Origin of the sequence: Aeromonas sp. ASNIH4 (assembly GCF_002934425.1) — a bacterium.
Lineage (GTDB): Bacteria > Pseudomonadota > Gammaproteobacteria > Enterobacterales > Aeromonadaceae > Aeromonas > Aeromonas hydrophila.
Genome location: NZ_CP026217.1, coordinates 447,304 through 461,909, shown reverse-complemented (window position 1 = coordinate 461,909; position 14,606 = coordinate 447,304). Strand labels below are relative to the sequence as shown.

General features: G+C 62.3%; 16 protein-coding genes. 6 read left to right on the top strand and 10 right to left on the bottom strand.

From position 1 onward, the window contains the following. The 5 genes from lepA to rpoE form a co-directional block, all read right to left on the bottom strand. Positions 1–1,794, bottom strand: coding sequence for a translation elongation factor 4 (lepA, locus tag C2U40_RS02170; RefSeq protein WP_016349519.1), 1,794 nt, complete (start codon positions 1,792–1,794; stop codon positions 1–3). 120 nt (positions 1,795–1,914) lie between these two features. Further along, positions 1,915–2,376 carry a SoxR reducing system RseC family protein gene (locus C2U40_RS02165; protein WP_016349518.1) on the bottom strand — a complete coding sequence of 154 codons (462 nt, stop codon included), beginning with the start codon at positions 2,374–2,376 and terminating at the stop codon, positions 1,915–1,917. Positions 2,377–2,469: 93 nt separating this feature from the next. Beyond that, positions 2,470–3,450 (bottom strand): MucB/RseB C-terminal domain-containing protein, encoded by a 981-nt coding sequence (locus C2U40_RS02160; protein ID WP_016349517.1) that lies wholly within the window; start codon positions 3,448–3,450, stop codon positions 2,470–2,472. Positions 3,451–3,469: 19 nt separating this feature from the next. Continuing rightward, positions 3,470–4,060 (bottom strand): RseA family anti-sigma factor, encoded by a 591-nt coding sequence (locus C2U40_RS02155; protein WP_011704744.1) that lies wholly within the window; start codon positions 4,058–4,060, stop codon positions 3,470–3,472. 22 nt (positions 4,061–4,082) lie between these two features. Further along, positions 4,083–4,664 carry an RNA polymerase sigma factor RpoE gene (gene rpoE, locus C2U40_RS02150; protein WP_005309371.1) on the bottom strand — a complete coding sequence of 194 codons (582 nt, stop codon included), beginning with the start codon at positions 4,662–4,664 and terminating at the stop codon, positions 4,083–4,085. 182 nt (positions 4,665–4,846) lie between these two features. Here rpoE and nadB point away from each other — a divergent pair, with 182 nt between their 5' ends. Continuing rightward, positions 4,847–6,454 carry an L-aspartate oxidase gene (gene nadB / locus C2U40_RS02145; RefSeq protein WP_029302396.1) on the top strand — a complete coding sequence of 536 codons (1,608 nt, stop codon included), beginning with the start codon at positions 4,847–4,849 and terminating at the stop codon, positions 6,452–6,454. A gap of 109 nt (positions 6,455–6,563) precedes the next feature. On the opposite strand, the gene C2U40_RS02140 is transcribed toward nadB, so the two are convergent. Together C2U40_RS02140 and C2U40_RS02135 are read right to left on the bottom strand one after the other, a co-directional pair. After that, positions 6,564–6,941, bottom strand: a complete 378-nt coding sequence (locus C2U40_RS02140; protein WP_103827905.1) for a protein YgfX — start codon at positions 6,939–6,941, stop codon at positions 6,564–6,566. 19 nt (positions 6,942–6,960) lie between these two features. After that, on the bottom strand, positions 6,961–7,230 hold the full coding sequence (locus tag C2U40_RS02135) for an FAD assembly factor SdhE (protein WP_103827904.1): 270 nt from the start codon (positions 7,228–7,230) through the stop codon (positions 6,961–6,963). Positions 7,231–7,343: 113 nt separating this feature from the next. Here C2U40_RS02135 and ygfZ point away from each other — a divergent pair, with 113 nt between their 5' ends. Next, positions 7,344–8,249 (top strand): tRNA-modifying protein YgfZ, encoded by a 906-nt coding sequence (gene ygfZ, locus C2U40_RS02130; RefSeq protein ID WP_103827903.1) that lies wholly within the window; start codon positions 7,344–7,346, stop codon positions 8,247–8,249. Positions 8,250–8,262: 13 nt separating this feature from the next. Here the strand turns inward: ygfZ and C2U40_RS02125 are convergent, their stop codons facing one another. Further along, on the bottom strand, positions 8,263–9,141 hold the full coding sequence (locus C2U40_RS02125; protein ID WP_011704739.1) for a LysR family transcriptional regulator: 879 nt from the start codon (positions 9,139–9,141) through the stop codon (positions 8,263–8,265). 124 nt (positions 9,142–9,265) lie between these two features. On the opposite strand from C2U40_RS02125, the gene C2U40_RS02120 reads away from it, so the two are divergent. Next, complete coding sequence (locus tag C2U40_RS02120) at positions 9,266–9,703, top strand: PACE efflux transporter (RefSeq protein WP_103827902.1); 438 nt, start codon at positions 9,266–9,268, stop codon at positions 9,701–9,703. Positions 9,704–9,798: 95 nt separating this feature from the next. Here the strand turns inward: C2U40_RS02120 and C2U40_RS02115 are convergent, their stop codons facing one another. Beyond that, positions 9,799–10,140, bottom strand: a complete 342-nt coding sequence (locus tag C2U40_RS02115) for a hypothetical protein (RefSeq protein WP_181014809.1) — start codon at positions 10,138–10,140, stop codon at positions 9,799–9,801. A 193-nt stretch (positions 10,141–10,333) separates the two neighbouring features. Here C2U40_RS02115 and cutA point away from each other — a divergent pair, with 193 nt between their 5' ends. The 3 genes from cutA (at position 10,334) to C2U40_RS02100 (ending at position 12,958) form a co-directional block, all read left to right on the top strand. Further along, positions 10,334–10,651 (top strand): divalent-cation tolerance protein CutA, encoded by a 318-nt coding sequence (gene cutA, locus C2U40_RS02110; RefSeq protein WP_039214661.1) that lies wholly within the window; start codon positions 10,334–10,336, stop codon positions 10,649–10,651. Then, positions 10,648–12,420, top strand: coding sequence for a protein-disulfide reductase DsbD (locus tag C2U40_RS02105; protein ID WP_103827899.1), 1,773 nt, complete (start codon positions 10,648–10,650; stop codon positions 12,418–12,420). Before cutA ends, C2U40_RS02105 begins: the two co-directional genes overlap by 4 nt. A gap of 124 nt (positions 12,421–12,544) precedes the next feature. Next, the gene (locus C2U40_RS02100) at positions 12,545–12,958 is read left to right on the top strand and encodes a hypothetical protein (protein ID WP_024946158.1); all 414 of its coding nucleotides are present in this window, start codon (positions 12,545–12,547) and stop codon (positions 12,956–12,958) included. A gap of 184 nt (positions 12,959–13,142) precedes the next feature. Here C2U40_RS02100 and C2U40_RS02095 read toward each other — a convergent pair whose 3' ends face one another. Further along, positions 13,143–14,447 carry an NAD(P)/FAD-dependent oxidoreductase gene (locus C2U40_RS02095; protein ID WP_103827898.1) on the bottom strand — a complete coding sequence of 435 codons (1,305 nt, stop codon included), beginning with the start codon at positions 14,445–14,447 and terminating at the stop codon, positions 13,143–13,145. Between the last annotated feature and the right edge of the window lie 159 nt (positions 14,448–14,606).

Here is a 14,606-nt window from a genome sequence, read left to right as displayed (position 1 = left end):
TTAGTCCTTTCCGACGTGGAGAATTGCGAGGAAAGCTTCCTGCGGCACGTCGACACGGCCCAGAGACTTCATCCGCTTCTTACCTTCTTTCTGCTTGTTCAGCAGCTTCTTCTTCCGGCTCACGTCACCACCGTAACACTTGGCGGTCACGTCCTTGCGCAGCGCCTTGACGGTACTGCGGGCGATGATCTGGTTGCCGATGGCAGCCTGGATGGCGATATCGAACATCTGGCGCGGGATCAGCTCGCGCATCTTCTCCACCACCTGGCGACCGCGATACTGGGCGTTCTCCTTGTGGGTGATGATGGCCAGGGCGTCGACCCGCTCACCGTTGATCATGATGTCCAGACGGACCATGTCGGAGGTCTCGAAGCGCTTGAAGCCGTAGTCCAGCGAGGCATAGCCGCGGCTGGTGGACTTCAGGCGGTCGAAGAAGTCGAGCACCACTTCCGCCATCGGGATCTCGTAGGTCAGCGCCACCTGCTTGCCGTGGTAGACCATGTTGGTCTGCACGCCGCGCTTCTCGATACAGAGGGTGATCACGTTGCCCATGTACTCCTGCGGCAGCAGGATATGACACTCGGCGATCGGCTCGCGCATCTCCTTGATGCTGGTGATGGCGGGCATCTGGGCCGGGCTGTCGATGTGGATGGTGGTACCGTCGGTCAGCTCGATCTCGTAGACCACGGTCGGCGCGGTGGTGATGAGATCCAGATCGTATTCACGCTCCAGCCGCTCCTGGATGATCTCCATGTGCAGCATGCCGAGGAAGCCGCAGCGGAAGCCAAAGCCCAGCGCGGTGGAGCTCTCCGGTTCGAAGAACAGGGAGGCATCGTTCAGGGAGAGCTTGTCGAGGGCGTCGCGGAACGACTCGTAGTCATCGCTGGAGATGGGGAACAGGCCCGCATACACCTGCGGCTTCACCTTCTTGAAGCCAGCCAGCGCCTTCTCGGCACCGTTCTTGGCCTGGGTCAGGGTATCGCCCACCGGCGCGCCGTGGATGTCCTTGATACCGCAGACAACCCAACCTACCTCGCCGCAACCCAGCCCCATGGTGTCCACCTGCTTGGGCGTGAAGATACCGATACGATCGACGCCCCACACCTGACCGGTGCTCATCACCTTGATCTTGTCGTTCTTCTTCAGCGAACCGTTCTTGATCCGCACCAGCGACACGACGCCCAGATAGGAGTCGAACCAGGAGTCGATGATCAGCGCCTGCAGCGGCGCATCCGGATCACCTTCCGGTGCCGGGATCCGGGCCACGATCTCTTCCAGCACCAGGTCAACACCCAGCCCGGTCTTGGCGGAGCAGCGCACCGCATCGACCGCGTCGATACCGACGATGTCTTCGATCTCTTCGGCAACCCGCTCCGGCTCGGCGGCCGGCAGGTCGATCTTGTTCAGCACTGGCACCACTTCCAGGTCCATTTCCATGGCGGTATAGCAGTTGGCCAGAGTCTGTGCCTCAACCCCCTGGCCGGCATCCACCACCAGCAGCGCCCCTTCACAGGCCGCCAACGAGCGGGAGACCTCGTAGGAGAAATCCACGTGGCCAGGGGTGTCGATAAAGTTCAGCTGGTAGGTGTTACCGTCTTGTGCCTGGTAGTTCAGGGTCACACTCTGTGCTTTGATGGTAATGCCGCGCTCGCGCTCCAGGTCCATGGAGTCAAGCACCTGAGCCTGCATCTCGCGGTCGGACAGGCCGCCACAAGTCTGGATCAGACGGTCCGACAGGGTCGATTTACCGTGGTCGATGTGCGCAATAATCGAAAAGTTACGAATGTGTTTCATCGAGCAAGAATCACTCAAAATTAGGTTAGGGCCGGATATGGAGGCAGGATTTTACTGGATAACCCGGTCGACGGCCAATCTTTAGTCGACGAAGCACCAGAAATACAGGCCTGGACAGTGTCAGGAGAGGTGGCGGGTGGGCAGGACCACACCCAGCATGCGGGGACCATAAGCCCCCTGATCGAGCCGGTTGGAAAAGTAACGAACCAGTGAAAATCCGACAAGGCCGCCCAGCAGGCAACTGAGGATGGTGACCCCCTCCCCGGCCGACAGCAAGGGAGCCAGCCAGAGTTGCCCCAGCAGGGCTCCCGCCAGCAGACAGAACAGCGGCAGCACGTAGACCAACGCAGCCCCCTGCAGAATGCTCGCCTGGGGGATGCCGAGCCTCACTTGCTGACCGACGCTCACCTCGATGGTGAGCGCCACCCGCAGCCGCTGCGCCTGCAACGGAAACGCCTTGGCTACCGTGCCGGTGCCGCAGTTGGACTGTTGATGACAACCGCTGCAGGCGGAGCGCCGTTCGCACTCCACCCAGGCATGTTGTCCATCAATGGCCACTACGGTTGCCAGCTCTTCGCTCATTCCACTCACAAGACGGTTCCACATTAACTAGACAGAGATTGACCCAATCTGAACATGACTGTCTGGATTGGGCAAGCAACAGTGCATCGGCAGCTACTGGACGGTCTCGTTGCGGGCCAGCGGTTGCACCGACTCGGCGATGCGTTTGGCGGTGTCTGCCGGCACTTCCCCCACCACGGTGATCTCGACCCCCACGTCATTGACATAGCTCACCAGCGAAGTAGCCCCCTGGCGGATCAACTGCTGGCGCACCGCCTGCTTGGGGTCGACCCGGGCAACGTAGACCGAGAGATCCACCAGCCCGTCGGAGAGCATCATGTAATCCACCGGCAGGCTGGTGGTCACCAGCTGATGCCGATCCCGCGAGAGCACTTTGAACCCCTCCGGCAACCAGGTCAGGTGCCAGTTCAGCTGCTGCTGTGGCGCCGGGTAAGCGTCTTCCAGTGCCAGCGCCTGAGGCAGCTTGCTACCAGCCAGCTTCACCAGCCAGGGCGCCGGGGCAGGCAGCCTGTCCAGATCCACCCCCAGCACCTGTTCCACCAGATTGCCTTCCCGATCCACCATGTCCACCCGCACCAGCAGGTGGCTCTGCTCGTCGATCCAGAGCACGAAGCCATACTTGTCGGCCTCTTTGGGCACCAGCCGCACGACCTGTGCCACCAACCCGGCCGCCCGGCTGCGACCGGCCAGCACGGGGTCATAGCTCTCCAGCACCCGTGGCAGTGGCATCCTGACCAGGCTCGCCCACACACCGGGGAAGCGGGCGCCCTTGAGGGTGTAGGGTTCGTGGGTATTTTCGAAGAAGGTGTACTCATCCTGGCGCTGCAGATACTCGATGGTCTTGCCATCGAGATAGCTGAGGTGAGCCACCTCCTTGCCATCGATCACGCCGTGGCTGAAGCGGATGGGTTCGAGGCGCCCCTGCCGGGCCTTGACCATGGACAATTCAAAATTCTGTTGCGAGACGGCACTCTGCATCTGCTGCAACAAGGCCTCGGCCGACTTGTCGTCGGCCGAGGCCTTGGCACTGATCAGCAGGAGAGAGGCCAGCAAAATACGGCTGGACTGGCGCACGTTCTGATCCCTAAATCCGTTATTCCTGAATCTGCTTGTCTTGCAGCAGACGCTGTTGCAACTGGTGGTCACGCAGGAAGGCATTGATGCGCTCGCGCTGCTCCTGCATCTGCTGCTCGCTCAGCCCTTGCTGACGAGCAGTGGCCCGGTTGCCATCCTGCGGGTAGTGCACGCTCACCGGTGAGGCACTGCCACCAACGGGGATAGTGTTGAGTACCGGGTTGGTCGGCAGACCATCCTGCCCCTGATACTGCTGCACCCCGAAGATGACGGCGGCAGCAACCGAGGCGGCAATGGCGTATTGCCCCACCTGCTGGCCGGCACGACGCAGAAACGGCACGACCTTGGCGGTACCCGGCTGCGGTGCGGCAGGCTTGCTCTCCACCGGCTTGGGCGCCAGGATGGTGGGTTCATCTTCCAGCGCAGCCATGATGCTGTCGCTCAGATCCAGTTGCAGATTGACCGGCAGGTCCCCCCGCATGGCATCACCGATCAGGTGGTAACGAGACCAGGTGTCTTGCAGAGCCGGATCCGTTCCCAGCTCGTTCAGAACCTCAACATCGCTCAAGTCACCGTCCATCAGGGCCGAGAGTTGCTCTTTAGTTGCCATAAGTTAACCTGTCTTTCCCCAGTTAATTCTCGATCAGAGGTTGCAGCTTTTTATCGATTGCTTCCCTCGCCCGGAAGATGCGGGATCTCACCGTACCCACCGGACAATCCATGATTTCGGCAATCTCTTCGTAGCTCAGCCCTTCCAGTTCGCGAAGGGTGATAGCTGTCCTCAAGTCTTCCGGCAAAGCTTCTATGGCAGAAAACACGGTGCGCTTGATCTCGTCGGTCAGCGTCAGGTTTTCCGGGGTAGCCACCTCTTGCAAGGCTTCGCCACCGCCATAGTATTCTGCCTCTTCCGCCTCTACGTCACTGCTGGGCGGCCTGCGCCCTTGAGAGGTCAGATAATTTTTGGCCGTATTCACGGCGATCCGGTACAACCAGGTGTAAAACGCGCTCTCGCCACGGAATGTCGGCAGCGCACGGTAGGCTTTGATGAATGCCTCCTGCGCCACATCCGGTACATCGCCCGGGTTGTTGACATACCTGGCCACCAGGTTGACCACCTTGTGCTGGTATTTTTTTACCAACAGGTTGAATGCATTTTTATCGCCACGCTGGACCCGTTCAACCAGCTGTTCGTCCAGTAGATTCTGGTCGCTCATCAGAGCCGTAAAACCCCCATCAGGTTATCGTTTTTCTTTTCCGGCCCTTCCTAAGCGCACAAGTTCAGACAGGAGGAATCAGGGAAAGTTCGCTTGCATTGAAAAAAATGTGACGCAGGCTGCATCACCACCCTCGCTTGGGCTACCATGGTGCCAGTTCTTAATCCAGGCCAATGATACTTATGAAAGCAAGTGTTGAATACCTTTGCGACGTACTGATCATTGGCAGCGGTGCCGCCGGTTTGTCTCTCGCATTGCGATTGGCAGACCAGGCCAAAGTCCTGGTTCTGAGCAAGGGGCCCATCAGTGAAGGGGCCACTTTCTATGCGCAAGGAGGCATCGCTGCCGTGTTCGACGAGACCGACAGCATCGAATCCCACGTGAGCGACACGCTCAACGCCGGGGCCGGGTTGTGTGACCCGGCCGTGGTGGAGTTCACCGCCCGCAATGCCCGCGAGTCCATCCAGTGGCTGATCCAGCAGGGGGTCCCCTTCGATCAGGAGGAGGACGCCGAGGGAGAATCCCACTATCACCTGACCCGCGAAGGGGGCCACAGCCATCGCCGCATCTTCCACGCGGCGGATGCTACCGGCAAGGCGGTGCAGCTCACCCTGATCGATCAGGTGCGCGCTCACCCCAACATCCAGCTGATGGAGCGCTTCAACGCGGTCGACCTCATCACCACCCGCAAGCTGGGTCTGCCCGGCAACCGGGTGCTCGGCGCCTATGTCTGGAACCGCAACGCCGAGCAGGTCGAGGTGATCCGTGCCCGCTTCGTGGCACTGGCCACCGGCGGTGCCTCCAAGGTGTACCAGTACACCTCCAACCCGGATGTCAGCTCTGGTGACGGCATCGCCATGGCGTGGCGCGCCGGCTGCCGGGTGGCGAACCTGGAGTTCAACCAGTTCCACCCCACCAGCCTGTTCCACCCCGATGACCCCAACTTCCTGCTGACCGAAGCCCTGCGCGGCGAAGGTGCCTACCTGCGCCGTCCCGATGGCAGCCGCTTCATGCCGGAGTTTGACGAACGGGCCGAGCTGGCGCCGCGGGACATCGTCGCCCGCGCCATCGACCACGAGATGAAGCGGCTCGGCGCCGACTGCATGTATCTGGACATCAGCCACAAGCCGGCCGACTTCATCATCAAGCACTTCCCTACCATTCATGAGCGCTGCCTCGCGGTCGGTATCGACATCACCAAGGAGGCGATGCCCATCGTCCCTGCTGCTCACTACACCTGCGGCGGCGTGATGATCGACAACAACGGCCAGACCGACATTCCCGGCCTCTACGCCATCGGCGAGGTGACCTACACCGGGCTGCACGGCGCCAACCGGATGGCCTCCAACTCCCTGCTCGAATGCGTGGTCTATGCCCATCAGGCGGGGGCCGACATCCTGGCCAAGCTGCCGATGAGCGTGGAGCCGCCCCGTCTACCGGTGTGGGACGAGAGCAAGGTGGAAGATTCGGACGAACTGGTGGTGATCCAGCACAACTGGCACGAGCTGCGGCTGATGATGTGGGACTACGTGGGGATAGTGCGTACCAACAAACGTCTGGCCCGGGCCAAGCGCCGCATCGACCTGCTCAAGCAGGAGGTGCAGGAGTACTACGCCCACTTCCGGGTCTCCAACAACCTGCTGGAGCTGCGCAACCTGCTGCAGGTGGCCGAGCTCATCGTCAACTGCGCCCTGCAGCGCAAGGAGTCGCGTGGCCTGCACTACAATCTGGACTACCCGGACATGCAACCGGACTCCAAGCCGACCGTGCTGACGCCGGACAAGGATTGATCCTGCCCGCCATGAACCAGCATTGCTGACGATGGATAGGGATTAATCGATCCGCATCCCCCAGATGACCTCGCTCCGGCGGGGTCATCTGTTTTATGGGGAAGAGAGACTAGCGGGTCGGCTGAGAGAAGTGGATGGCGCGAGCCAGCGTGCGGTAATGAGCTGGCGCCAGCGCATCGCTGAACAGCCAGAGTCGGATGGCGGGACGCTCCGTCGTCACCAGTTGCAGCCAGAGTACCCCGGGCCAAATGCGGCTGCCCGCCCCCAGCTGGTAACGACGACCCTGCCAGGTGAGCCACTGCCCGTCCCACTCCAGCACGCCGGTCATCCGGCTGGCGCCAAGCCAGGTACGCCACAACCCCAGCCCCCAACAGGGCAGCAGCAGTGCCCACTGCCAGCCGTGGATCAGGGCGGCCAGCGGCCACAGGATCAGCAGAAACAGCGACAACAGCAGCAGGCGCTGCTGCCTGGAGGCGGTGACGGGCATCGACACCCGTACGGGCAGATCAGCGCTGGCGATCGTGGCGGGCCTGATTGCGCTCCAGGATCAGCGTGATCATGGCGGCAAACGCGGGGTCTTCCGGCACGCCGTGGCCCATGCTCCAGCGGAACAGCTCCGGATCCTCGCACTCCAGCAGGCGGATGAAGGTTTGCTGCTCCGCCTCGCTCAGACCGTCGAACTCGTGTTCGAAGAAAGGCATAAAGATCACATCCAGCTCGAGCATGCCACGGCGGCAGGCCCACTTCAGGCGGGATTTTTCAATTGGGCTCAACATGGAACTCTCCTTACAAAGACCCGGCGATGGTAACAGCTGGATTTTCCGGCTGACAAACATTCCTTACGTCTTTACCATGCAGGTCACATACTTTCTGTCTCTGGAATGCCATCGTGAGCCTGCCAACCCTTCCCGCCGAGCCAACCCTGTTCCCTCTGACCGATCTGGCCATCACCAGCCTGAGCGGCCAGGATCGCGCCAAATACCTGCAGGGTCAGGTCACCTGTGACGTCAACGCCCTGCAGCCGGGCCAGCACACCCTGGGCGGCCACTGTGATCCCAAGGGCAAGCTGTGGAGCGATTTTCGTCTGCTCTGCCTGAGCGATCGCCTGCTGATGCTGACCAAGCCGTCGGTGCTGGCCCGCCAACTGCCCGAGCTCAAGAAGTTCGCGATCTTTGCCAAGGTCGAGATCAGCGAGAATCACGGCCAGGCGGTCGGCGTGGCTGGTCAGGGGACCGATGGCTGGATCGCAGGGCAATACGGCCTGCAGGAGAGCGGTCTCATCGAGGGGGGCATGGCGGTGCGGGTCGAGGCCGATCGCTGGCTGCTGGTCAGCGAACAGCCGCTGGCGCTGACTCTGCCCAGCAGCCCCGAGTCGCTCTGGTGGGGACTGGAGATCAAGGCCGGCATCCCCCATCTGGAAGCAGTTCATCAGGGTGAGTACATTCCCCAGATGCTCAACCTGCAGGCGCTCGATGGCATCAGCTTCACCAAGGGCTGCTACATGGGGCAGGAGACGGTGGCCCGCGCCAAATATCGTGGCGCCAACAACCGCGCCCTGTTCGTGCTGAGCGGCACCGCCACTACACCGGTTGCCAGCGGCGATACCCTGGAGATCCAGCTAGGTGACAACTGGCGCCGCAGCGGCATGGTGCTCAACGCCTGGCAACAGGATGGCGAGCTGTGGCTCACCGCCGTGCTGCCCAAGGACACCGAGGCCGACGCTCGCTTCCGGCTCAAGCAGGAGGAGGGCTCAAGCCTGAGCCTGCAGCCCCTCCCCTATCCGCTGACCGAGTAAGCGAAGAGACCTGCTAGCGCGCCCGCGCCAGCAGGGCCTCCTTCAGCCAGCGCCCCGCCTGCCCGAGCGGGCGGGCGCGATGCCACTGCAGCTCCAGCGCCAGCTCCGGCTGGGTAATGAAGTCCGGCTTGAGCACCACCACCTCGCCCCGAGCCAGCGGCCGATGCAGCAGAAAATCGGGCACCGCCGCCCAGCCCAGTCCCAGCTTGACCAGCTCCAGCACCCCCAGATCCCCCTCCACCCACCACACCTGCGCCGACAGGCGGAAGCGATGACGCTCCGTTCCTTCCCGCCGCCCAGTCACCATCAGCTGGCGCGCACCCTGCAGGTCGCTCTCCCGCAGCGGCGCCTTGTGGGCCAGCGGATGCTCGGGAGAGACCACCAGCGGCATGGGGACGCCCCCCAGCGAGCGGGCGACGATCTCCCGCTGCGGGTGCTCCTTCTGATAGCTGATGCCGAGCTGGGCACGGCCGCTGGTCAGCATCTCGGTGAGATCCTCCATCAACGGAAACAACAGCTCCAGCTCCACCGTCGGGTAGCGGGTTGCGAACCCCTCCAGCACAGAGCCGAGCCAGGGCAGGTGGGAGTCATCGTCGATGGCCAGGGTGAGGCGCGACTCGACGCCGGTGGCCAGCTCACCGGCGATAGCCTGCAGTCGCTCGCTCTGAGCCAGCAAAATGCCCGCCTCCTGGCTGATGCGCACACCCGCCTCGGTCAGCACCGGATAGCGGCCGCTGCGATCGAACAGTTCGAGCCCCAGGTCTATCTCCAGATTGGCGATGGCGGTGCTGACCACCGACTGCGCCTTGCCCAGCTGGCGCGCCGCCGCCGAAAAGGAGCCGGCCTGTGCGGCGGCCAGCAATACCCTCAGTTGTTCCAGCGATGGATTCATCGTCCTGCTCCTGCAAATGCGGTCATCTATCTATTTTAGCGATGGATACCAACGTGAAACTATCAAAAAATAGGGATAGATTGCCAACCAGTCAGTCAACATACCTGTTTAAAGAGAGGAATTTATGCGTACCCGCAACGACCGTATCCGCCATGCCATCGGCTTTGAAGTGATAGGTCTGCTCATCGCCGCCCCCCTGGCCAGCTGGGTCACAGGTATCGAGCTCAGCCACATGGGGCCGCTGGCCATCCTGTTCTCGGTGCTGGCCACCGTCTGGAACTATGTCTACAACATCGGCTTCGACAAGCTGCTGCTCAAATACCAGGGTCACCCGCACAAGACCTTGTGGCAGCGCGTGATCCATGCGTTCGGCTTTGAAGGGGGCTTCATGGCGCTGACCCTGCCGGTCATCGCCTGGTGGCTGGATCTCGCCCTGCTGGCGGCTCTGGCGCTCAACATCGGCTTCGTGACCTTCTATCTGGTCTACGCCTTCATCTACAACTGGAGCTACGACAAGGTGTACCCGATCCCGGGCCAGTGGCAGCAGAACGCACTGGGTTGAACGACGGCAAAAAACGGCAGGAAAAACAAGGCACCATCATGCAAGGGGCATGATGGTGCTGGGGGAGGACAAGCCCGGCGGGCCTGCCGCGGCGTTCAGGCTTGTGCCTTCAGCTCTTCGGTCGGGGCCTCTGCCTCGGCCGACTCCTGCGTCAGCATGGCCTCAAGGTCACTCTGGTACTGGGTCAGCAGTCGCTGGGCGGCGACCATGTCACCCTTGTGCAGGCGCTCGAACAGATGGTGCTGCACCACGCCGTTGAGATACTCCACCGTGACCGGTTGCTCGAGGGTATCCAGCAACTCCTCTTTTTCCAGCTCGGCATTGATTTCATCGGCACTGGTCCGCAGCAGACCGGCCAGTTGCACCAACATACGGCGCTCACCTTCGCGCAACAGGCTCAACATGCGGTTTCTCTGCTGCTCATTCTGTTGGGTCATACATTTCCTTACGTCGAATGGGAACAAGCCCGCTCATTCTGCCTTGTCGCTCTGACAGCGTCTATCTCATGCCCCCCACTTATTTTCATGTCGCAGCCGCAAAGTGCGCCAGATGCTATTTGACCCGTCGCTAGGTATAGTAGTCACTGGTTTACGGGCGCCGAGCCGCCCCGATCGGACGAGATATTTCACCATGACCGACACCATTCTGGTGCTTTGCACCTGCCCGGATGAGGCCAGTGCCGACCTCATCTGCGCACAACTGCTGAACCAGCGGCTGGCGGCCTGCATCAACCAGCTGCCCGGCCTCACCTCCGTCTATCGCTGGCAGGGCCAGATCGAACGGGCCACGGAGATCCAGCTCATCATCAAGTCGCACGCCGCCCTGTTCGAGCCGCTGCGCCAGTGCATTCTTGCTCATCACCCCTATGAGGTGCCGGAGATCCTGGCGCTACCCACAAGCCAGGGCCATCAGCCCTATCTCGACTGGATAAAACAGGAAACCTCATGACTCCGTCTCGCCTGCTCTTTCCCCTGCTGTTGCTCTGTACCCTGCTGGCTGGTCTGGGCTCACTGCCGGCCCGCGCCAGCAGCACGGATCTGCTGAGCGCCCTCGGCATCGAGGCCAGCGCCCAGCCCAAATTTCTGAAAGTGGACGAGGCATTCGTCCTCGAGAGCGAACAGCAGGGCAATCGGCTGCTGCTGCGCCTGCGCATCGCCGACGACTACTACCTCTATCGCCACAGCTTCCGCTTCAAGGGAGAAAACCTCGCCTTCGAGGAGCCGGTGCTGCCCGCCGGCACCGAGCATGAAGATGACTTCTTCGGCAAGACCCAGGTCTATTACCGGGAGCTGCAGATCCCCGTCATCCTGACCGAGGCCGGCCAGCAGGCCAGCCTCAAGATCAGCTATCAGGGCTGTACCGACGGCCTCTGCTATCCCCCCACCGACAAGCTGATCAGCATCCAGCCGCTCACCGCCCAGCAGAGCGAGCAATCTGACCAGCCCATACCGGCCAGCAGCCAGCAGGATCAGCTGGCGGCCGCCCTCGGCAGCCAGGGCTTCTGGCTCAGCGTCGCCGCCTTCTTCGCACTCGGGCTCGGCCTCGCCTTCACCCCCTGCGTCTTCCCCATGTATCCCATCCTGACCGGGATCATCGCCGGGGCCGGCCATCATCTCTCCACCCGCCGCGCCTTCCTGCTCTCCTTCGTCTACGTGCAGGGGATGGCGGTCACCTACACCCTGCTCGGGTTGGTGGTGGCCTCGGCAGGCTTGAAATTCCAGGCAGCCCTCCAGCATCCCTACGTGCTGATCGGCCTCTCGGTGATGTTCGTGCTGCTGGCCCTCTCCATGTTCGGGCTCTACACCCTGCAGCTGCCGAGCAGCCTGCAGACCCGGCTGTCAGGCCTCTCCAACCGCCAGCAGGGCGGCTCCGTGCTCGGAGTCGGCATCATGGGGATGATCTCCGGCCTGGTCTGCTCCCCTTGCACCACGGCGCCGCTCTCGGGAGCGCTGATCTACGTGGCCCAGAGCGGCGATCTCTGGCTCGGCGGCGCGGCTCTCTATGCCCTGTCGCTCGGCATGGGGCTGCCGCTGCTGCTGCTCGGCACCTCGGGCGGCAAGCTGCTGCCCAAGGCGGGCGCCTGGATGGACGTGATCAAGCAGCTGTTCGGGTTTGCACTGCTGGCGGTGCCCATCCTGCTGCTCTCGAGACTCTGGAGCGATCAGGTCACCACCCTGGCCTGGCTCGGCTGGGGGCTGCTGCTGTGCGGCTACCTCTATCATCACAACCAGCATCAGGGCCATTCGGTGGGGCGCAGCCTGCGCGGCTTCGTGCTGCTGCTGGCCATGATCAGTGCCGTTGTGGTGGGCAAGGATCTGCTGCTGCCACCCCAGGGTGCCAGCACTGCCGCTCAGACCGAGGCGCCGGCCTTCATTCGCATCAAGACGCTGGACGATCTCAAGACCCAGCTGGCCGCCGCCCGCGGCAAGCCGGTGCTGCTCGATCTTTATGCCGACTGGTGCGTGGCCTGCAAGGAGTTCGAACACAAGACCTTCAGCGACCCGGCCGTGCGCGAGCGATTCGGCCAGATGGTGCTGCTGCAGGCGGACGTCACCGCCAACGACGATGCCGATGTAGAGCTGCTCAACGGCCTCAACGTGCTGGGGTTGCCGACCCTGATCTTCTTCGACCGCGCCGGCAACGAGGTGAGCGGCCAGCGGGTCACCGGCTTTATGGGGCCTGCCGAATTTCTCGGCCAGCTGGACAAGCTGCGCTGATGCCGGGTGGCCCGTGCAACCGTGCGGGCCCCCGGTTTGACCGCCATTTTTCCGGCAATCCCTTGTATATGATCGACAGCGTGGCAATATTTGCGCTTTCCCGTCTCGTTCGTCCGGAGTTTTGATGAAAAAGTGGTTCATCCCCCTGCTGGCCCTCTGGCTGTATGGCTGTTACGCAGGTCCAGGTGAAGAGGCAATCCGGACCCAGGTCACCGCCAAACTGCAGGCAGACACCGACGCCAATCTGTTCGAGATCAGTGACTTCGCCATCCTGGACAAGGAAGAGCGCATGGAGGGGGTCTATCTGGTCAAGGTGAGCTACCAGCTCCACTTCAAGCAGGGGATGGAACAGCTGCAGGTGCTGCACGACGAGGATCTGGTCTATGACAGGGTCGGTCCCTTCCAGCAGGAGATGGGACTGATGGAGCTGGAACGCAAATACGGCGAGTTCGAGGCGGGCCAGGTGCTGCCGCAGCAGGCCGAAGTGTGGATGATGAAAACCGAGCAGGGCTGGCGTCTGGCCGAGCCCGCCCACTGACACGCAACCGGCCAGAATACCCAGGCTGACTCAGGCCTGGGTATCCGCCCTATCCCCTCGCTAGCCTGCGCGCAGCCCCGTTCAACACACGGGGTGGGTGGACGCTGATTGTTTGACTGCCTTCTCTATTACTGCAAGAAGCTGCAGGATCAAGCCAGCTAGCGTACCGACCCTGCTCCCCTTATTAGAACAAATCCTTGAAGCGGTACCAGAGCATGCCAAGCGCCAGCAACGGCGAGCGCAGCGCCGGGCCGCCGGGGAAGGTCATGTGGGGCACGCTGCCAAACAGATCGAAGCCCCGGCTCTCCCCCTTGATCGCCTCCGCCACCAGCTTGCCCGCCATGTGCGTGGCATTGAGACCGTGGCCGGAATAGGCCTGGGCATAGAAGACGTTGGGCTGCTCCGGCAAGCGGCCGATCTGGGGTAGCCGGTTGGCCCCTATGCCTATCATGCCGCCCCACTGGAATTCGATGGCGGTATCCGCCAGCTCGGGAAACACCCGCAGCAGCTTGGGCAGCATGAATGCCTTGATGTCGCGAGGATCCCTTCCTGAGTAGTTGCAGGCTCCGCCAAACAGCAGCCGGCCGTCGGCGGAGAGACGGTAGTAGTCGAGCGCCACGTTCTGATCGCACACCGCCATGTTCTGCGGCAGCAGGCGCTGGCGCAGCCGCTTCTCCAGCACCTCGGTAGCGAGGATGTAGGAGCCCGCCGGCAGCACCTTGCCCCCCAGCTCGGGGTTGAGGTCGTTGAGATAAGCGTTGCAGCCGATCACCAGGTAGTCGGCGCTGACCCGGCCGTGGGCCGTGGTGACCTGCAGCCGATCGCCATAGTCGATGTGCACCACTCTGGACTGCTCAAACAGGGCCACACCCAGGCTGGCCGCCGCGCGCGCCTCACCCAGCGCCAGGTTGAGGGGGTGCAGGTGGCCGGAGCCCATGTCGATCATGCCGCCGATGTAGCGATCCGACCCCACCACACTGTGAATATCCTCCCGTGCCACCAGCTTCACCTCATGCCGGTAGCCGAGGCTCACCAGGTGCGCCGCCTCCTCTGCAAACCCGGACAGATGGCGCTGACGGGTGGCGAGATCGCAGTAGCCCCAGCGCAGGTCGCAGTCGATGTTGAAGCGCTCGATCCGCTCACGCACCAGCTCGACCGCCTCCAGCCCCATCAGATCCAGCTCGCGAACCCCCTCTTCACCAATCCAGCGGGCAAACTGGCTGGTGTCGTGACCGATACCGCGAATGAGCTGACCGCCGTTGCGCCCGGAGGCGCCCCAGCCGATGCGGTTGGCCTCCAGCAACACCACCTTGTAACCGGCTTCGGCCAGATTGATGGCGGTGTTGAGACCGCTGAAACCGCCGCCGATGATGCAGACCTCGGCATTCAGTTCGCCACTGAGCTCAGGCCACTGCTGATTGTCGTTGCGGGTGGCCGCGTAATAGGAGGCCACGTGCTCCTGATGGGGGTAGTGCTTTCCTGCCTGCATGCTCAGCATCCTGCCTTGATAGCGTTGCGTTTACTAAAATAAACGGCCTGTCATCGATAATACTCAGCCACCCGCCGCCAATCCAGCCCGCAGGGATCACAGAAATGCAAAAGGTGCCTCGAAAGGCACCTTGTTCACGTCCGCTGGCGACCCCGCCAT